20 protein-coding genes are annotated in these 20,651 nt (G+C 31.4%); 2 read left to right on the top strand and 18 right to left on the bottom strand.

Features of this window, described 5'->3' with window-relative positions:
* Positions 1-2 precede the first annotated feature (2 nt).
* Entirely contained in the window at positions 3-890 is an 888-nt protein-coding gene (locus HM990_RS09655; RefSeq protein WP_178988738.1) for an ABC transporter ATP-binding protein, read from the bottom strand.
* A gap of 208 nt (positions 891-1,098) precedes the next feature.
* Here HM990_RS09655 and HM990_RS09650 point away from each other — a divergent pair, with 208 nt between their 5' ends.
* Positions 1,099-1,893: a sensor histidine kinase gene (locus tag HM990_RS09650; RefSeq protein WP_178988737.1), complete on the top strand. Its 795-nt coding sequence runs from the start codon at positions 1,099-1,101 to the stop codon at positions 1,891-1,893.
* On the top strand, positions 1,890-2,591 hold the full coding sequence (locus HM990_RS09645) for a LytR/AlgR family response regulator transcription factor (protein WP_178988736.1): 702 nt from the start codon (positions 1,890-1,892) through the stop codon (positions 2,589-2,591). The genes HM990_RS09650 and HM990_RS09645 overlap by 4 nt, the downstream gene beginning before the upstream one ends.
* 113 nt (positions 2,592-2,704) lie before the next feature.
* Here the strand turns inward: HM990_RS09645 and HM990_RS09640 are convergent, their stop codons facing one another.
* The 17 genes from HM990_RS09640 to HM990_RS09560 all read right to left on the bottom strand — a co-directional run bounded on the left by HM990_RS09640 (position 2,705) and on the right by HM990_RS09560 (position 20,387).
* Positions 2,705-4,102 (bottom strand): alpha/beta hydrolase family protein, encoded by a 1,398-nt coding sequence (locus HM990_RS09640; RefSeq protein WP_178988735.1) that lies wholly within the window; start codon positions 4,100-4,102, stop codon positions 2,705-2,707.
* Between the two features lie 121 nt (positions 4,103-4,223).
* Complete coding sequence (locus HM990_RS09635) at positions 4,224-4,676, bottom strand: hypothetical protein (protein WP_178988734.1); 453 nt, start codon at positions 4,674-4,676, stop codon at positions 4,224-4,226.
* Positions 4,677-4,778: 102 nt separating this feature from the next.
* The gene (locus HM990_RS09630; RefSeq protein WP_178988733.1) at positions 4,779-5,435 is read right to left on the bottom strand and encodes a hypothetical protein; all 657 of its coding nucleotides are present in this window, start codon (positions 5,433-5,435) and stop codon (positions 4,779-4,781) included.
* A complete protein-coding gene (locus HM990_RS09625; protein WP_178988732.1) occupies positions 5,419-5,910 on the bottom strand; it encodes an RNA polymerase sigma factor in 492 nt (163 codons plus the stop codon). Before HM990_RS09625 ends, HM990_RS09630 begins: the two co-directional genes overlap by 17 nt.
* Positions 5,911-6,011: 101 nt before the next feature.
* A complete protein-coding gene (locus HM990_RS09620) occupies positions 6,012-8,246 on the bottom strand; it encodes a CocE/NonD family hydrolase (protein ID WP_178988731.1) in 2,235 nt (744 codons plus the stop codon).
* Between the two features lie 32 nt (positions 8,247-8,278).
* Positions 8,279-8,899, bottom strand: a complete 621-nt coding sequence (locus HM990_RS09615; RefSeq protein WP_178988730.1) for a hypothetical protein — start codon at positions 8,897-8,899, stop codon at positions 8,279-8,281.
* A 119-nt stretch (positions 8,900-9,018) separates the two neighbouring features.
* Positions 9,019-9,741 carry a LytR/AlgR family response regulator transcription factor gene (locus HM990_RS09610; RefSeq protein ID WP_178988729.1) on the bottom strand — a complete coding sequence of 241 codons (723 nt, stop codon included), beginning with the start codon at positions 9,739-9,741 and terminating at the stop codon, positions 9,019-9,021.
* Positions 9,728-10,813, bottom strand: coding sequence for a sensor histidine kinase (locus HM990_RS09605; RefSeq protein WP_178988728.1), 1,086 nt, complete (start codon positions 10,811-10,813; stop codon positions 9,728-9,730). Before HM990_RS09605 ends, HM990_RS09610 begins: the two co-directional genes overlap by 14 nt.
* Positions 10,814-11,055: 242 nt before the next feature.
* The gene (locus HM990_RS09600) at positions 11,056-12,360 is read right to left on the bottom strand and encodes a serine hydrolase (protein WP_178988727.1); all 1,305 of its coding nucleotides are present in this window, start codon (positions 12,358-12,360) and stop codon (positions 11,056-11,058) included.
* 349 nt (positions 12,361-12,709) lie between these two features.
* Entirely contained in the window at positions 12,710-13,531 is an 822-nt protein-coding gene (locus HM990_RS09595; RefSeq protein ID WP_178988726.1) for a GNAT family N-acetyltransferase, read from the bottom strand.
* Between the two features lie 41 nt (positions 13,532-13,572).
* On the bottom strand, positions 13,573-14,634 hold the full coding sequence (gene trpS, locus HM990_RS09590) for a tryptophan--tRNA ligase (RefSeq protein WP_178988725.1): 1,062 nt from the start codon (positions 14,632-14,634) through the stop codon (positions 13,573-13,575).
* 13 nt (positions 14,635-14,647) lie between these two features.
* Positions 14,648-15,334 (bottom strand): DUF4386 domain-containing protein, encoded by a 687-nt coding sequence (locus tag HM990_RS09585; RefSeq protein WP_178988724.1) that lies wholly within the window; start codon positions 15,332-15,334, stop codon positions 14,648-14,650.
* Positions 15,335-15,563: 229 nt separating this feature from the next.
* Positions 15,564-16,391: an alpha/beta hydrolase gene (locus tag HM990_RS09580; protein WP_178988723.1), complete on the bottom strand. Its 828-nt coding sequence runs from the start codon at positions 16,389-16,391 to the stop codon at positions 15,564-15,566.
* A 132-nt stretch (positions 16,392-16,523) separates the two neighbouring features.
* On the bottom strand, positions 16,524-17,099 hold the full coding sequence (locus tag HM990_RS09575) for a hypothetical protein (protein ID WP_178988722.1): 576 nt from the start codon (positions 17,097-17,099) through the stop codon (positions 16,524-16,526).
* Positions 17,100-17,210: 111 nt separating this feature from the next.
* A complete protein-coding gene (locus tag HM990_RS09570; protein WP_178988721.1) occupies positions 17,211-18,464 on the bottom strand; it encodes an alpha/beta hydrolase-fold protein in 1,254 nt (417 codons plus the stop codon).
* 112 nt (positions 18,465-18,576) lie between these two features.
* Positions 18,577-19,527 (bottom strand): alpha/beta fold hydrolase, encoded by a 951-nt coding sequence (locus tag HM990_RS09565; RefSeq protein ID WP_178988720.1) that lies wholly within the window; start codon positions 19,525-19,527, stop codon positions 18,577-18,579.
* Positions 19,524-20,387 (bottom strand): alpha/beta fold hydrolase, encoded by an 864-nt coding sequence (locus HM990_RS09560; protein ID WP_178988719.1) that lies wholly within the window; start codon positions 20,385-20,387, stop codon positions 19,524-19,526. Before HM990_RS09560 ends, HM990_RS09565 begins: the two co-directional genes overlap by 4 nt.
* Positions 20,388-20,651: the final 264 nt, after the last annotated feature.

Below are 20,651 nucleotides of genomic sequence, written 5' to 3'. Positions count from 1 at the left end.
AACTAATTAGATTTAAGGTTAGTATTATTGAATATTTCCGAGAAATAGACATCCTCTAATTCGGCATTAATAAGCGAAAAGCCGTCTCCTGGATTCGTGTCACTCACGATATGAATGGTTGGTTTACCAAGAAATAATCGTTCACTGATGACCTGATAATTTTCCTTGTAAATGGGTAATTCTGATTTTTCGATTGTTTTTTTATAGACTTTGTCTTTTAGGCCTTCTAGTATTTGCATCGGTTTACCTTGTAAGCATACTTGACCTTGATTAATAATGGCCATATTTGTGCAGAGTTCTTTGACATCGTCAACAATGTGTGTCGATAAAATGACCACGGTATGTTCTCCGAGCTCACTTAACACATTGTAAAACCGATTGCGTTCTACAGGATCCAATCCTGCTGTTGGTTCATCTACAATAAGTAATTTCGGATTATTAAGCAACGCTTGTGCAATGCCAAAACGTTGCTTCATCCCACCAGAAAACCCTTTAAGATTTTGTTGTCGTACGTCGTATAAATTGGTTTTATACAAAAGCGCTTTCACTAATTCTTTACGTTCATTTTTATGAGTGATGCCTTTAAGCACTGCAAAATGATTGAGTAATACTTCGGCAGATATCTTTGGATACAAGCCAAATTGTTGAGGCAAATACCCTAATACCTGCCGCAATTCATTTTTTTGTTTCAATACATCGATGTCTCCAAGAACAATGGAACCAGAATCGGCTTCTTGCAGTGTTGCAATAGTTCGCATTAACGTAGACTTGCCTGCACCATTAGGTCCCAATAGACCAAACATCCCTTTTGGTATGTCTAATGAAATGTTTTGCAAAGCTTTAATCCCGTTTGAATACGTCTTTGATAGATTGTCAATTCTAAGTTCCATACTGTTCGTTTTTTGATTGATTGAGACAAACTTATAAGCGTTTTCAGCCATTAAAAAGCGTTAGTGACACAAACACATGTATTAGTGATAAACTCATGATATGTAGTTATAAAGACAGCTCAAAACACATTTATGATTGTTTGTCACTGATTACACACTGTTTGTCAACTTATTTGTAAGCCGTGTTTTATTTAATTAATATTGAAATATGAATTTTAAAATAACCGATAGAAAAAGGAAACTTATAAAGCGCTTTTATAATATAGCACTCATAATTATAGGTGTAGTTATTGTCGTTTTTAATGATACTTTTGGCAAATTAGAAGGGTTTGTAGAATTTATTGCATTGTACTTTATCCTTGTGTTTATTACCATTGCACATTGGCTATTTAAACAAATCAAATCACTTATCCGATTAAAGAATGAAAAAGCAAAAACAGAATTAATGCATTTAAAAAGTCAAGTGAATCCACATTTCTTTTTTAATATGCTTAATAACTTATATGGTTTAGTTGATAAAGATTCTAAAAAAGCTCAAGAGCTCATCTTAAAGCTTTCTGATATGATGCGTTATAGTATTTATGATGGCGAAAAAGACACGGTTTTGCTGTCTGAAGAAATTACCTATCTCGAGAATTATATCGAACTTCATAAAATGCGTTATCATAAAGCGATTGATATTCAATTCAACATTGAAACAAACGACACTGATTATGAACTAATGCCGCTCCTGTTTATTATTCTTTTAGAAAATGCCTTTAAACATGGTGTTGAAAATTTAAGAGAACATGCTTATGTTCATATTAATTTAGTAGCGCACAATAATGAAGTGACCTTTGAAATAGAAAATAATTTTGATGAAACACAGGATAATCCTGAAACAGGAATTGGATTAAAAAACCTAAAACGGCGATTAGAACTGGTATACCCAAAAAACCATACGTTAACACTATCTAAAACAGATACCATTTATACCGCTACATTAAATATTAATGGCTTATGATGACATATATCATTATAGACGACGAACATATTGCACACGATATTATAAAAGGCTATTGTGATATGTTACCAAATTTAGAATTCAAAGCCAATTGTTATGATGCTATAGAAGCTATTGACTACTTAAGCAAACATGAGATAGATCTCATTTTTTTAGATTTGAACATGCCCAAATTAAAAGGATTTCAATTTTTAAAAACCTTATCATCTCCACCAAAAGTTATTGTAACGACTGCCTATAGTGAATTTGCCATTGAAGGCTACGAATTAAACGTTGTAGACTACTTGTTAAAACCGTTTGGTTTTGAACGCTTTTTAAGAGCCATTAATAAAGTAACCTCTTCTAATACTAGTGGAATAAGAAAAGAAAGTAAAGAGACTATAAAGCCTGAAGGACAACATATTTTTTTAAAGCAAAATAATAGCCATATTCAGGTAGATTTAGATGATATTCTATTTGTCGAAGCCTCAGGTAATTATACCAAAGTTGTTACGAGTACTAATACGATAAGCATTCGTGAAAAGATTTCGGATACCATCCAATTGCTTTCTGATAATGATTTCATACAAGTTCATAAATCATTTGCCGTTGCAAAAAAGCACATCGCTAGAGTAGAAGGTAATAGAATTTATATTGGCGATCATGTTGTACCTGTTGGTAAACTATATAAAACAAATATTAATCAGTTATTGAAATAAATTGCTATTGCCATATCAATATATAATCTAGTCTGAAAATTCGTGAGGATTTTCATGAGTAGGTGAGTACTAGTAATGAATTATTCACGAGATTACTACAAGTATTTTATATCTTATTTCAGATGTTCTCTTACCCATTTTTTTATTTCGTTCAATGCTGTTGGGGAAAATGTTTGTTCTATTTTTCTATATTCATCCATCTTTCCAGTTTCACACTCCTGAAAGAAGTGGTTTAAGTTTTCCAATTCTACTATTTTATAATCTTTATTCTTGCCTTTGATTAGTGCTTGCCTTATAGCTTCTTGATTAATTTTTGCATTTACTTGCGTGTCTTTACTGCCATTTAATGACAACACTGGGATTTGTAATTTTTCAATTTCATCAGCAGGGTTGTATTGTAAAAAATAGCGTGACCAAGGTTGTAAACTTGTTTTAAGTTGGCTTTCTATAAATGCATTGATATTCTTTTCTGGTACGTTTAATGATGTTAAAATGGGTCTTAAAAAATCATTATAATGTTTAGTTAATTCTTTTTGAATTTCTGTTTTGCCCTTATTAGAGGTTACAATTGCAATCGCTTTTCTGGTGTTTTTTTCATAAGCCAACTCATCTTTGACAGGAAATTCTCTCAATGTTTTAGATTGCATTACAGATAGTTCTGTTCCCGAAATTCCGGTAGAAGCTAATAACACCATAAAAGCAACATCTTTAGAGTTATTAGCCGCTAAAGGAGCGATAATACCACCTTCACTATGACCCATCAAACCTATATTTTTAAAATCTACATCGTTTCTAGTTTTTAAGTATGCGATGGCACTTAAAACGTCTTTAGAAAAATCTTCCGTGGTTGCGTTACCAAAATTTCCTGTAGATTCTCCAACTCCACGATCATCAAAACGCAATACACCAATGCCTTGTCTTGTTAAATAATCTGACAACACTAAAAACGGTTTGTGTCCCATAAAACTTTCATCTCTGTCTTGTGGACCACTTCCACTGATTAAAATAACTACTGGAAATTTTCCGTTTTTATGGGGTAAGGTTAAAGTACCTGCTAATGATATGTTCGCTTCATTATTTTTAAAAACGACTTCTTCTTCATAATAAGGGTAGGGTTTTACAGGTTCCTGCGGCCGTCTAGAGTCTTCTATTTTTATAGTTCCTTTTTTTAAGTTTAGGACCATTTCTATGCCACCTTCCTTGTAAGTGCCTTCAAATTGTTGTGCTTCAGTATTAAAAACTCCTGTATAGTTCATTCCAACATTAGAGCCATCAATAATTAGCTTTCCATTTGTAAAAGTTGTAGCTGATGGTTTGATTCCAGCAATTCTAAACGTGGGAATATCCATAGAAGTTGAATACGTAGCGTTTTCTGGTTTTATATTAAAAACAAAGGTGATTTCTTTATCGCCTCTTTTGGTTGTTCCGTTCCAATGTCCTGAAATATCTTGAGAACGTGCAGTAGTAATGGCGAGTAAAATTAAAAGTATGGTAATTGTTATTGTTTTCATGTCCGTTAAATTTTGATTGATGATGTCTAGACCAAATTTTCGTTAGCCTTGTGGTATTAAAAAATAGTATTACTAATTTAGTAATCGAAGATATTTGAAGAGGGATTTAGTTAGATTTACATTAGAGCATGTGTCCAGCTTCTTTAGCTTGAGCGTCCTTACGGCGACCTATAAATGCGCCAATAAATAGTCCCATACAAATGCCAAAGGAAATCCCTAAAGACCTTTCAAAACGCTCACCTATTAGAATTCCAGCTACAACTCCGAATAACATTCCTAAAGTTACACTCAGGTTTGTATAGTATCCTTGGGAAGTCAAAGAAAAGGTGTCCTTTAAATAGGTCTCAAATTTACTCAGTGCGTTTTTAAAGAATTGTTTTCTGTTGTCTGGATTTGAGTTTAGTTTTAAGCTATCCAGTTCTATTTCTATAGATTGAATGTCATCATTGGTGAATGCTCTATTTTCTAATTTTTTAAGAATATCAATAAATTGTGTATAAATCTTGATTTCAGATTTTTTAGAGGATTCAGTTTTTAAACTTTCAAAAAAGTTAATTGCATTTAATAGTGTCATAATTTTTACTGTTTTCTTGGTTAGTGGCCCAAATCAAAAAATATTACACCTAAAATTTATTTATTTTAAAAAACCACAACAAAACACCTTATTATCAATTGTTTAACTTCTTAAGCTTTCTATGTCTGTCATCAGTTCTTCTAGTTTTTTGAATAGTCTTCCATAAACAATGTTTAAATCCCATTTATAAATTCGACCTCCAACAAGGAATAGCAAAACCAAGATGAATGCCACGATAACAATTCCGATGAGTGGGATTCCAAATATTAAATAGGTGTCTGGAAAACCAACAAGTATTTCATCTACAAGTCTTTCACCCAAAGGCATGCCTTCGGCATCTTTAAACCAAAAGCCTAAAACCAATGACATGAATATAATTGGATACAAAAACCTTGAAAATCTCTTGTTGATGGATACCTGTTTGTTTATCCATTGGTTAAATGCTTTTAAGTATTGATAACTGCTTATACCTATATCGATTTTCTCTAAATCGTTTAATAACCTCTTATTAATAAAAACAAGAACTGAAAGAGTAACAAAAAATATGATACCTGTTATTGGAATTCCTATAATGAAAGAGACGACTAAAAAAGCAAACGAGAATGCCACAATGGCAATCAAATTTATTTTAAACATTCTTTTAAATTTATCAATGATATGAATTGATTTTTGGTTGTAAAGATTGTTTATTTTTGGTGCTACTAGTGCGTCGCTCTTGAGAAAACCTTCTTTCCAAATGTTTTCAATTGATTTTTCCATCTAATAATTTTTTTAATCTAGTTTTAATTCTTTTAACACGTACACCAATATTATTTGGGTTCGTTCCTATAATTTCAGCGATTTCCTTTTGCGATTTTTCTTCCAAATAAAGCATGATAACGGCTCTATCTATTTCCGATAGTTTTCTTATGGCATCATATAATAAATTTAGAGATTCGTCTGAAAACGCGTAATTGTCTTCGGTTTCTTCAACAGTTATAGAATCAGACACAAAATGCTGAACATTATTTTTCTTTTTCTTGAGTAAGGTTAAACAAACGTTTAATGAAATACGATATACCCAAGTACTCCATTGCGATTCTTCACGGAAATTGTCTTTACTTCTCCAGATTTGTAAACACACTTCTTGGTAATAATCTTCAAAATCTTCTTGCGAGTTAGTATACGCTCGACATAATTTGATAATTATTCCAGCAAAAGGTAAAATGGATGATTTATAAAAATCGCTACTCAATAGTGCTGTTTTTGTTGATTAGTGTCTTAAATTAAGAATTATTACAGGGTAATTAGAAAAATTATAAAAAAACCTCTTTTGAGAGCTATTAAGGTATCAATTTAATCAAGCTTCGTTTGGCTATATTTATATATTGGTAGGGAAATGCTACTTTGTCCTGTAAAAGTTATGTCTAATGGTACTTCAGCATCTTTAATACTTTCTTTATTCACATCCTTTCCTGTACCATAATTAATTTGAGCATTATTGTTTTTATTGACATTAACCACCACTACAATGCGACTCCCTTTTTCTAATTTTTTACTGATTAGTTTCGAATTGTCGAAAGACACTCGCGTCTTTTGATTCGGCATCAATAAATTTCTTTGTTCTCGATCTTTAGCATAGCTCCCTCTTCCAATATAATAACTTAAATGAAAATAGTTCCCTTCTGGTGTCAATTCATATACGATTACAGAATAATCAACATCTTTTTTATTTATTGAAAATTCAAGATTCCCGAAAAAAGAACCGTTAATGATTACATCTTCTTTTAAAGGTTCAGATTTAAAAATTAAACCATCTTTTAAATTGATATTCTCCTTTTTTAATGGCCAAGGATAATAGTCTGTGTTAGTCATACTTTTTCGATCCTTAAAATCAATAGACATTTGAATCTCTGAATTATTTGCTTTCGGTTTTAAAGCATAAAAATCGTTGGTTTTATCAGCACTTAAATAAAACTGTAAAGTATCATTTGTCATAGCGCTTAAACTTGGTTTGTGCATCCAAGTATTTGTATCCATTACCTGAAAGTTGACTTTATCTTTTAAAATACTCGGTTTTGCTTTTCCGTTTAAAATGTAATCAAACCATTGATAAATAACATTTTCTTCAATGTTTATTAAAGCCGCTTTGTCTAATTTGTAATTTCTTAGACTTTCTTCAGGTTTCGTTTGTGCAGTCCAATGGTCATAAGGCCCAACTAACAAATAATGATTTGGATTTTTAGCATATTCATGATGTTGATTGTAATAATACATGGCGCCTCGTTGTGAGTCATCATAATAACCAGTAATGGTTAAAACAGGAATGTCAATTTTTGCAAACTCTTGCTTATATGGAATCATGTTCTTCCAATACTCATCATAACTAGTATGTTGCATATACGTATTCCATAATGTATTTGTCTGTCCATCTAAACTATCTAACTTGTTAAATGCTACTCCTGTTTTGTACCAGGTGTTTTTTAATGTATTCCAACGCTTAAAATCATTTGAAGCTTCAAAATCTAAAAATTTGTTATTGGTTACATAAAAATTCCAGGAATATGAGTAATTATGCAGTATATTATTCTCCATCGGGTAATCAATTCCTGGTGCAATAGCCACCATGGGCACAATGGTTTTTAAAGCAGGATGCACCTTGTGTTTCATAGAAGCCCATTGTGTAAAACCATTGTAACTACCTCCAAACATGGCTACCTTTTGATTGGACCAGGATTGCTTACTAATCCAATCAATGACTTCATAAACATCAGTATGCTCATATTCAAGAGGTTTGATGTCGCTATGACTCAATCTCTTTCCTCTTGTATTGGTAATAACGCCTATATAGCCTTTTGATGCTGATAACATAGCGGCAGCTTCATTGGTTCCTGCGTAAATGGAAGACACTAATATGGCTGATTTTTTAGTTGTTGAATTCCCCTTTTGTTGAACTACTACAATTGAAACTTCGGCACCATCTTTCATAGGAATGACGATACTATCATTTATGACATATCTACGTTTATGATCTTGTTTAATTTCACTAAAGTATATTGCTCTAGTTTCTGAAAAGACTGTTTTTAAAAAGTACTTTTTTACTACATCTATAGCAGTAGCCTGGGATATCTTTTCAGATTCAATACTAGTATACGTGGTATTAAAATTACTAACGTAATAATCAGTTGGGTCTCTAACTATAAGGAATTTGTTTAAATTAATAACTTGTATGTCATCAGAATTCTTTACGTATTTTCTGTAAGAGTTTTTAAACGCATCTTTAAAATTCTTATAAAGCTTTGCCTCTACATAATGCACGTATACATCTAAATACTGTCGTTGATCTCTTGGTGTTTCTGCTATTCTTTTTTTTATTGAAGTTAATGCGTTTTTATATTCACCTCTTATTACCTGGAACTTAAACTGGTCTATTGCTGATAAATTTTGAATGTCACATTGTCTTGCTAATTGCTGCATTTGGTTTTCAAGCGCTACTGAATCTGATAGTTTCACCTTTTTAAATGGCAATTCTTGTGCAAAAGAAGTAACGCTAATTGCGAATAAAAATAATATCAGGACTAATTTTTTCATTGTTTTACGTTTGAAAATTGATAAAAAACTAACTATTTCCTATTTGGGTCTATGTACTGGATTAACTCTTCATTGTACAAAAAGCCGTCTTGAGTTTGCGTCATTTTAATAAAGTTTTTTAGTTCTGGTGCATACAACCAAACTTCATCAGTTTGTGCGTTGTATCCTCTAGAATTAGAAACCGTTCCCTTGTATTCTATGGTATAAGCCATAAAGGTTCCAGCGTCTACTGTTTCTTCTTTGTAGGATAACACTTTTGCATCTTGACTTTGTGTTCCTGTGGTACCATCTTGACTTGTCCAGTTTTTTTCATATCGCCATGTTTTACCGACTTCTAAAGGCCATTTATATCTTGGTGTTTCGCTTTCTTCTGGCTTTACAATGTCTGAAACTGGAATCGTGTCTTTTGCAATGACCATACCTAAGTCACCATCCATATTAACTATTTCCCTTTTGTCTTCGCCTTCTGAACGTACTTCGCCTTCAGTGGTTACGCCTTTATATTTCCAAGTCCATTGTTCTCCAACACTATAATCGGTTAAGGTTGGTTGTTCTGCTACTGAAACTGTATTTTCATTACAAGATATTAACACTGAAATCAGCACTAGATATACGATTTTTACTATTTCAAATACTACTTTTAAATACTTCATAATAAGACTTTTAAATTAATAATAGTACAAAGTAAAGGCATCTAATTCTATCAAAAAAGCAAAAGTACATGAGCGTAAATAAATGTCAATGAACGTTAGAAAGCTTAGCGATTTTCTCTTTATAAACTATTCCAGTTTTTAAACTTAACGGACTGCCTGCTAGACACTTCTACTTTTTCACCAGTAGTTAATATAATTTGTAATTTATTATTGAAGTAGGGGTGAATCTCTTTGATGTAATGTATGTTAATCATTTGACTACGATTCACACGGAAAAAGACTTTAGGGTCTAATTTTTCTGCTAATAAATTTAAAGAACGCTTTATCATTGCTTTATCCGAACCAAAATAAAGTCGTGCATAATTTTCTAATGATTCAATAAAATAAATATCTGTTAGTGGAATAAAATGGCATTTTTCACCATCTTTTATAAATATCTTTTGATGCATCGGTAAGGTGATAGGCTCTAATTTTACCCTATGCGACAATTCTTCCTTTACCTTTTCAATAGTTTTAGAAAAACGTTCATCTCTTAAAGGCTTTACCAAATAGTCTAAAGCGTTCATCTCAAACGCTTTTACAGCATATTGATCATAGGCCGTTGTAAAAACAACGTCAGGCACATTTGTTAGTTCTTCCAGTAAATCAAACCCAGATTTCCCAGGCATATGAATATCTAAAAACAACAGGTCTGGTTGTAAGTCTTCAATTAAAGTTATGGCTTCATCTACATGACTGGCTTCGCCTATAATTTCAAACTCTTTATGTTTTTCTAATGCACGTTTTACTTCTTCTCTTGCTAAACGTTCATCATCAATGATTATGGTTTTAAATCTTTTCATCGTTTATATGCATTGGAATTATTAGTTCTGCGCAGACCTGATTACTTTCAGTCGCTGTTAAACTCAAATTAGCTTGACCTTTATATTGAATTTCTAAGCGTTTTTTTAAGTTTTCTAAACCTAAGCCACCACTTTTGTTTTCATTAAGTACACCAGGATTCTCAACCGTAATATGAATATGACTATCCTTCTTTTTAATTTTTAAGTTAATAACGCCACCATCAACTTTTAAATCGATGCCATGTTTAATGGCGTTTTCGATTAACAACTGAATACTTAAGGTGGGAATCTTATAATTAATAAGGCTTTCATCAATATTCGTTTTGAGTTGCAGTCGTTCTTCATAACGCAGCTTTTCTAATTCAATGTAATCATAAACTAAAGCCAATTCATTTTCAATGTTAATTAGATCTTTGTCTTTTTCATATAAGGATGACCGCAATAAATCTGATAATAAATCAATAGCTCTTCTGGCAACGTTAGGGTTTTCGATGACTAATGATTTAATAGAATTTAAAGAATTGAATAAGAAATGTGGATTTAATTGCGCTGATAAATTATCTAACTGGGCTTGTTTTGCGATTAAGGAAAGTTGCGCATTCTCTCTTGCCGTAACCACTTCTTTTTGATAGTAATGATACAAGTGATAGGCCAATATCCAAATAGACATTAGTCTAAGTCCTGTAAGTAAAATTGGATCCCAGTACATGATGGCTTCAAAGAAATTTTTATCCTCGCCTGCAATAAAAGTCCAATACGTATACCATTTTAAGTTGTTTATTAACACGTATAGAAGCGCTAACAAAAGGATACTTGGAATAACACGAATAAGTAACTTTTTAATTGGCAATTGACTCCAGTTAGCTTTTAATGCATATATTCTATACACATGTGTTAAGAAAATTCCAATTGCCACATCTAAAACATAATTTAAAAATGTATATAAAATTCCATAATTATCTCTGGTATATACGGTGTATGCCCAATAAGTTGACACCAAGCACCAGCCCATCAATTGGCAAAGCCAATACAAACGGGTTTTTGATATTTTCTTGATATAACTTAAACTCATATGAATAACAAAGCAACGTATTTTCTTTAAAAATAGAAAAAAGAAATACATGAGCGCGAATAAGAAGCGATAAGCGTTTGTTATTAATTTTAAGAATTTAAGCTATGAAATATTTAAGGCTTGGATTAATTGCAAAAAAAATACTAATTGAAGACAAGAGAATTTATGACTTAAATATTGTCTCTCATCATTATAGTCTCAGCAGAGGATTACTCTTTTTTTTATATCCATCTTTGTTGCCATTAGTTTGTTTTTACATTTATTTTTTCAATTCTGTTTATCATTTCTTCTGCATTTGTATTTTCAGGATTGAGTTCTAAAGATTTTTGATAGCTTATTTTTGATAATTCAAATTGGTCATTTAAGAAATAACTTTCGCCCATACTATCAAATGCATTTGATGAATTTGGGAATTCTGAGATAAGTAATGTAAAAATGCTAATAGCCTCTTCTATTTGACCTTTCTTAATCAAATCATAGCCAAGTTGATTTAATTCATTTTCATCCGAAAAATTAAATTCAGAAAAATTTTGCTTTTTTAAGTTTTTATATAACTGAATTCCCTCATTAGCATTATCATAACATTTTTCTCTAATTGCGAAATAAATAGACTTCTGTGGTATTGAAAAGGAATTGCCTTTTAAAATATTTTCGACTGCATCAGTTATTTCTCGAAGCTTACGGTTTTTATTATTTGTCATTAAAACGATTGATAAATCTTCTTTCACATTATAATGGATAAAAGATTCATAATTGAAAGATGATCCATGATGTTGATGAATTAGCAAAGTGTCATTCTCAATGACACCAATTCCTAAAGCAGAAGAACTCTCCTTAGAATGCGAATCAAATAAAGTAATTAACGATTTATCAGATATAAACTGTCCTGAATGTAAGTTGATTATCCATTTATACATATCATTTGCAGTAGGGTTTACCCATCCAGAGAATTCAATATCCATTGCTCTATCATTTACAAAAGCATTATTAAATGCGGTTACTAATTCAGGGTTTTGAGTATCCGCGTCAATAATAGTATTTGTCATACCACCAGGAATAAGTAGGTTTTTTTTAATGAAATCATTAAAACTCATTCCAGATACTTGTTCAACAATTCTTCTTTGTAGAAAAACATTATTGTTACTGTACAAGTAATCTGTGCCAGGTTTAAAACTTAGATGTTTAATATTTTTTAATTCGTTATAGATATCGTTGTCATTTTTAATATTGTTCCAGTTGATTCTTGGCAGTCCACTAGTATATTGAAGTAGATGCCTAATTCTAATGGTATTTGACCATTCTGGTAATTGCAATTCAAAATTTGAGATTTTATCATCCAAATTAAGTAACCCTCTTTCTTTTAAAATCATTATCGCAACAGCGTTGAATTCTTTTGCTATAGAACCAATGTTAAATATTGAGTTTCTACTAAGTTTTTTTGATCTAGAGGCATCTGAATATCCAAATTCATTTTGATATATAATGTTATTGTCTTTTGCAATAAGGATATTCCCGTTGAATAATCCACGATCAAATGACACTTTCATCAATGTGTCTATTTGGTTTATTGTTGTTTCAGACAAATACTTTACCGTCGGATTGTTTTTGTTTTGACAGTTTGTGAAAAAGATTATTGATATTAGAAAAAAGAGAGTTTTTATTGTATTCATTTTTGAAATTTTAGAGTTTTTATTCTATTCATTTTTGAAATTTTATTGAAAGACTATAAATTAATTAAACTGTTGCAGTTTTTAATTAATGGCAACGGTTTTCGTGTATGATTAGTGGCGTGTTTAAGCACTTAATTTAGCAAATAAAAACTGAATATAAAATCTGTGAGGATTTTCGTAAGTAGCCTCTAAATAGCCATTAATTATGCAGGGTGTTGGCTACAGTTTATATATTCATTTCCATTTCATATTGATTAACAGTATTCGATAATCCAATTGAATTGATGAAATTTATTTTCTCGTTTAATCTTGTATCAACATTTATTATTTTTATTGAGTTTGATACTTCTTTTATCCCTTTAAATAATCTATTCCAACAGTCATCACTTTCTTTTAAAATCTCAAATTGTGCTAAATATTCATTTTTGGGGTTTACAACAAAAAAAGACTCAAGAAAATTATCCTTTGTAATTTGATAGTAATCGTAATCTCCGTTTTTAATTACTTCTAAGTTAAAATCCCAAGAATATAAATTTTGATTAGGTAATTTTCCCCAATCAAAAGTATTATAGTCAACTTTATTCATCTCAATTTTAGCATTTGAGATTAATTTAATTTCTCCACTGAAGCAATTAAATGTTTTACAAATTTCGAATCCAATTCTTTGATAAGATTTTATTGCTTTAGTATTTTCAATGATTACCTCTAATGAACATTTTGTAACTCCATTTATTTTTAAATCTAGTATAGCAAAATCGTAAATCGATTTAACTATTCTTCTTCCTCTATATTCTGGAAGTACACCTGTTCCGGTATTAAAGGCTATTTTTTCTCCATTACGTTTATCTATGGCGTTAATTATAAATCCAACTAATTTATCTCCATCAAACATTCCATAAGAAAGAGCATAATCAACTTTTGATATTTTCCATCTCTCTTTATAATAATTTTTGTCAGTTGGAACTTTAACATAGTAATTCTCGAAAGACCTTAAAAAACAATCAACGATTATATCAAATGTTGTATTCTCTAATTTTTTTACTATCAAAATTTCATAAGTTATTTGTTATTAAATTGTGGGTAGTGCCATTATATCTTCATATTCATTGCTTCAGTGACTTCACTTAAAGTTTCAATAGCGGTTTCTCTCGCTTTGCTTATACCTTTAAGCAAAATATCTCTGACATAGTCTTTATTTTTTTCAAGCTCTATTCTTTTTTTTCGAATAGACTCAAAATATGTGTTTATAGCTTCTGCTGTTAGCTGTTTAAGTTTTCCTGCACCTTGGTCGCCAATTTTATCAGCTATATCTGTTGGACTTATATCTGAACATAAGGAAGCTAACTTAAGTAAGTTGGAAACCTCTGGTCTGTTTTCGGGGTCGTAAGATATGTAACGACTTGAATCAGTTTTGGCAGATTTTATTAGTTTTACTGTTTCATCAGCGGTTGACTTTATCATAATTGAATTGTTGCGACTTTTACTCATTTTTTGAATACCGTCTAACCCAAGAATAGTAGGGGTATCAGTAAAAAGTGCAACTGGTTCTGTAAAAATATTCTTATTTAATTTGGTATTAAAGCGCTTTGCGATTTTCCGAGTTAATTCTATATGAGGTAATTGATCCTTTCCAACAGGGACCACATTACTCTTACAAAACAAAATGTCAGCAGCTTGGTGAACTGGATAGATATACATTCCTGCATTAATATTACTCAGTCCTGAAGCAGTAATTTCTTCTTTAACAGTTGGATTTTTGTTTAATTCTGAACTGGAAACTAATGTCAGAAATGGAATAGTTAGTTGATTTAGTTCAGGAATATGACTATGTGGAAAAATATGAGTTTTATAATTTTCAGGGTCTAATCCACAGGCTAAATAGTCCAAAGTTAGTTCATAGGTGAATTTTGAAATTTCATTAAAAACATTTCTATCTGTCAACACTTGATAATCTGCAATTAAAATATAAGTCTCAATTCCTAAGCTTTGTAATTTTAATCGGTTTATAATTGAGCCAAAATAGTGTCCAAGATGCAAATTACCTGTAGGTCTATCTCCCGTTAATACGCGATACTTATGAGGATTCTTATACAAATCATTTTCTAATAATTTGCTTTGCTCTTTTGCTTTTTCAAAACTTTTATTTAACATTTTTTGTTTAATTTTACTTATAGCTAGGTCTTATGCCAAAAATTAGTAAATAACCTATCATCCAAAATTCACCAATGGTTGCCGGTAGCGTAAGATATTCATTGAAGCTAAAATCAATGCCTGCATAGTGGATTAAGGTACTTAATACATAGCCAATACCACCTAAAACAATAACTCTTCCCAACCAGATGGGCATTCTTTTAGATTTGATAACTATGTATCCCATAGGAAACAGCCAAAGTCCAAAGAAAAGACCACCAATACCCCAGGCATTAGAAATTATATGTTGAAAAACCTGAATTAGTAAAACTTTATTTTCCATAGCACTTATATCAGAATTTACAATGCCTATTGCTGAGGCCATTGAAATTGCACTTATCATAATAGCTAAAGCATTTACCATTCCCCATATACCTAGAGTCCAAGCTTCCCATTCATAATTATCTTTAAATAATTTGAAAAACCAAACTGCGGTAAGAGCCTGAGAAATTACTATACCAAATTCTAATAGCAACCTAATTCTTGCTGTAGATTCTAATTCTACTAAATTTGTTAGCGTTTGTTCAGGATTACCAGACACAAATATTTGAGAATGAAAGACCATAAACCCTAGAGTTCCTGTAATAGCCATCATTAAATACCATAAGCCAGTTATTCTAGCGGTCTTAATTAAATTTTTCTGTTCTGTATTTGCAATCATAGATGATTTATTTTTATTATTTTATACCAATTCGGACTCTTTAAAATATTAATTGTTACAGTTTTGCCCTAATGGCACACAACGTGATTGTATATGGTTTGTAGCGTGTTTTAAGCAACTAATTACCGACCAAGAAAGTCCGCAAGAACTTTCGCAAGTAGGCAAAAAGCCAGCAATAAATTATATACGGTGTTGCCAAACGTATTTGTTGATATTACTAGCTTCGAAATCATTCCTCTTGATTAATATATTTTAACCCTTCGTATAAAGCTACTAATGGTACAGAGCGATGGTTTTCTTTTTCAAAATATTCTATTTCGATATTTAGAGGTTTATTCGATTTCTTTGTTATTAAAGTATAGAGAGAGTCGTGTCTTTGTTTATTCCTTTCGTAATTAGCCTCTCCTTGATTGGCAGTAGCGATATAAAGTTTTTTATCTAATGATATTGAGGAAATAGAATCAACTTTGTTTTTCATCATCTCCTCATTCCACCAAATACTTGGGTCTATAGAAATGTAAGCATTGAATACGCTGTTTTCATCCATATAGGAATTTAGTGTAAGTAGTCCTCCTAAAGAGTGCCCAACAAGAGTTCTAAACGGCTCTGTCTTATACTTTTTATCAACATAAGGCACTAGTTCTTTCTCAATGAAATTCAAAAAATTTCTTCCACCTCCCATATTATTCGGTCGTTTGGTCTTAATTTTTGTAACTGTAAAATCTCGTTCTCGGTCAACATTCTCTATGGCTATAATAATACTTTCAGGCATTAAATTGTTTCGATTCCTATTAGAACTCATAAAATGTACTATTCCAGATGCTGTTTTAAAATGAGTATATCCATCCAATAATATGATAACTGGATATTTTTTATCAACTTCAGATGAATTATTGTATGAATCAGGAAGACTTATTAAACAGGTTCTTTCTTCATCTAAAATATTAGATTTAATAACGAACTTACTTCCTACTATAATATCTGTTTCATTCTGTCCAAATGTGGTTTGAACTCCTGAAAGAAGAATATATAAAATTACAAATGTTAAATTTTTCATAGTTTGCTTTATATGTTTGGTAACGGTTATGTATAATATTCGTTGCGTGTTTAAGCACCTGATTTAACAAATAAATCACAGATAGAAAGTCATCGAGGACTTTCGTAAATTGGCTAAAACAAGCAATTAATTTTATACGGTGTTAGCACTTTTTTTTCTGTTTAATACTTTAATTCCAAGTGTTATTAAGACTACTATCAATGCAATAAAAAATATACTTGTTGAAATGCTCTTTATAACTGAAAATATATTAGTTGTATGCACTGCAGTCTCTTTCAATTCGGGATAGTTTTTAAGCATTGTGATGATTCCGATATTTTCCAAATAATCTGCAATTCCAGAAATTATCGGTATTACGCAGAGATAACTATATGCGGAATTTAATTTGTTCAATTTTTTCAAGAAATAACCCAAGAGCAGACAGTAAGAAAGTCCAAATAGCAGTGGGTAAATCATATCCACAGGTATTTGATTGGTCAGATACGTCAAACGTCCATTTTCTCCAAGCGAAGTGAATAATTCGCTTACATAATTCAAATCATATCCTGTGGGCATCATATCCAATAATTTCATACCGTTAGAGAATTCCATTGTTTTGGGAATGGTGACAGTCAGCATAAAAGTGTAAACAAGATTGGTCAAAATAAAAAGTCCTAAAACCCTTTTGCCCGAAATATTCTTATCTATGAATTTTAATAATCGTTTCATTTTTTTTTCTCAAATAAGTGCTAACGATAAATTTTATGTTAAGTGGCAGATTGCTTGGTAGTTTCCTTTAAGACCTATAATCTACCACTAATCATATAAAATTAGATTTTGTTATTTTCTTTTAAGTTCCTCGATTTTTTTCTTGTAGAGATCGTCACCACTTATTTCAAAAGCTTTAGTTACATATTTAACGGCATTAGTAATATCATTTTGAGCTTCATAATAGTCTGCCATTGAATTATAGGCACTTGCGCTGTTGGGGTAATAATCAATATTAGATTTGAAAAACGTAAATGCTTTTTCAGGTTGCCCCATTTCTAAATTCATATAGCCATAGCCACTAAACATTTCCTCAATCATTGGAGGGAAGGGATAACCGAAATGCGTTGAATAGATTTCTTCTTGTTTTTCCAATAGCTTAACCAATTCTTCTACTGTCGTTTCAGGATTATTATATTTTTGCGGAGATTTAAACTGGTACCATTTAAAAAGAAAAATCAATCCATCTCTCATCGTTGGGAGCGGAACAGTACCATGTAAATCTTCATTGTACACCTTCCATGAGAAATTTAATCCACTCTGTTTTTGAGAGGTCGCAAAAGTTGAAAAGTCAACGATTGAACGTGCAAACAAAGTGAATTCTGAAGCGTCGTCCATAATATTCTCCATGGTTATTTCTTCATCCCACATGTGTAGCTGTTCTGCTGCTAAAGACACATAAAGAGATTTACCTTTATAACTTTCTGAACTCAGCTTTTCTTTTGCCTCCTTCAATAATTTTTGGTCGTCCCAATCCAAACTTGGATCTATGGCTATATAGTTTTGAAAGAGATGCTTATGATTAACCAACATATTTACCGTAAACAAACCGGCATAAGAATGCCCAATTAAGGTACGATAGGCCGTGGTTGGATATTTATTGTCAATGTATGGGATTAGTTCTTTTTCAATAAAGTGGCTAAAGTTTTCAGCACCACCAGTAGCTGCATTCATTGCCTGCCCACGCCTCATTTTAATCTGTGAAGTAGTCAAGTCCCGTATTCTGTCAGTTTTGTTAGAAATTCCAATTAGAATCATATGAGGCAAATAATGTCCCCAATAATTGTCATAAACTGCTTCTAAATTTTTTTTCAGAGAAAATCCATCTAACAAATAAACAACAGGATATTTTACATTATCATTTGGGTTATAATTCTTAGGGAGTTTAACCCAAAACTCACGATTTTCTTTCAATGTCTCTGAATATACGGTATCAATAATTTCAGTTTGAAATTCACTCGATTGATTCAACTTTGATTGTGCCGATATTTCTTGAAAGACAGTTATGAGTACTATTGTCAATACTATTTTTAATCCTTTGGTCATTCTATTATTTTTATTATTAATTGTTAAATGGATTCAAAATTTAGCTTGTCTATAGTCTTCAACAAATTCTGCTCCCTCTCTATAAATTACTAATCTTGTTTCCATTTCTTTTTTAACCATTAAATTTTGCCAACCATTTTAAAATCGATTCATTTGTTTCTTGCGCTAATTCCTGTTGAATGTGATGGCCACAATCTAAACTAATCACATCTAAATTCGGAACAAAACTCTGTAGCCTTTCAAATTTTGGAATCATATCTAGGTTGCCATAGATCATAAGAGTAGGCTGTTTGATGATTGAGTCTATATCTGCTAATATGTGCCAGTTTCGGTCGAGGTTTCTATACCAATTTATAGCGCCATTAAACCCAGAATTTTTAAAGGCCGTTACAAATACAGACAACTCAACGTCGTTCATAATAGGCTCACCAAAAGGCTTTTCTGCTTTTGCAAGGTTCATCATTAACATGCCTGGTTCTGGTGGTGCAAGAGGTACATTCTTACGAAATAAATTACGAAGAAAATTTTCTGTATGGTTCTCTAATACAGCATCTGCAACTCCTGGGTGTTTATTAAAATGAACAAAATAGAAATCGTCTCCAAAAAACGCTTCCATAAATTCAATCCATGGTTTTTCACCGCGTTCTTGATAAGGTAATGCAAGATTTATAATTTTATTGACACGTTTTGGATGTAAGAGTGCAAGGTTCCAAACTACATTTGCACCCCAATCATGACCCACAAAAACAGCATCTTTGTAATTGTAATAGTCAAGTAAAGCCACCATATCACCTGTTAAATTTGTTATATTATATGCTGTTACTTCTTTAGGGCAAGATGAATTACCATAGCCTCTTTGATTTGGAACAATGACATGATAACCAGCTTCAGCAAGCGCTGGGATTTGATAACGCCATGAAAAAGCATGTTCGGGAAAGCCATGACAAAGAACAATTGGATTGCCCATATTTTCTTTACCTGCTTCAAATACTTCTAACTCAATTCCATTTATTGAAATTATCTTTGGTTTGGGGAATTTTAAGGATTTAATCTCTGTGATCATTTTATTTTGTTTTTACCTATTATTAAATCCTCTATTGTTTTAAAATTTTTATCACTCGGAACATGTTTTGAATCTTCTAGCAAGACGATGTCATGTAGTGATGGAAAAATTCGTTTAGCTCGTTTTATCATTTTTCTGCCTGGAAACATGATGTCTTTTTCTGCTGCTATAATGGTAATTGGAGTTGTTATATATTTTGCTGACTGCTTAGAGATAATTGGCAAAGGAGAAAAATCCATATTGCAATTTTGAAAAGTAGTCCCCATGAATTGGATGGCAAAATCATCAGCCTCACTAAAAAGAGCTTTAATGACTTTTTTTAGATAGTTATCATTATTCGTTTTTATGAATTTCTTTAAAGGAATAAACATCTTAAACAATCCTACAAGAGGGTTACCATTTACGATGTAAACTGGCGCTATTAAATAAACGTGTTTTATGAGTCTTTCGTTAAGTTCTAAAGTCTTTAGCGAAATAAGGCCTCCAAATGAAAACCCTACTAAAGTAACATCGTTTAACCCTAGTAAAATTATAACTTCTGTTAACCATTCTCCATACTCTAGGGACTTCATATCAAATCTATTTTCAGCACTTTTATTAGGTTGGGCAAGTACGTCAATTGCATAAACACAATATTTTGAAGATAAATTGGGGAACGATTCTAAAATTAGAGGTGCGCACCCTCCAGTGCCATGGATAAGGAGTAGAGGTGGGTTTTTTGTGTTGCCCGTAATAATAACATTTGTAGCTCCAAATTTTGTTTCTACCGATTCTTCTGAATAGTCGATATTCAGATCATTTAACTTTTGATTGTACAGGGATAAGATTTTTTCTTTTCCTTCTTTTGATTTGAAAAACATATACTGTTCGTTTTTTTGATTGATGATTATGATTGATGTATTTAAAATATTATGATGAGCGGTTAGTGGGATTTATTACACTTTAATTTTTATCGTTAATGGCACACTTTTTTTGCTTCTACAAAGATCTATCAAGAAGCAATGCGTTTCTAAACCCTTATGTAGCCTTAAGTATAAAGTTTGATGATAGATTGGAAATTATGACGAAGTTATATAAATTATGATGCAAATAAGCCTTTCTATTAATTCTTATTTTAATTTTTC

This window comes from Winogradskyella schleiferi, from assembly GCF_013394655.1.
Lineage (GTDB): Bacteria > Bacteroidota > Bacteroidia > Flavobacteriales > Flavobacteriaceae > Winogradskyella > Winogradskyella schleiferi.
This window is presented reverse-complemented; position numbering and strand designations above follow the sequence as displayed.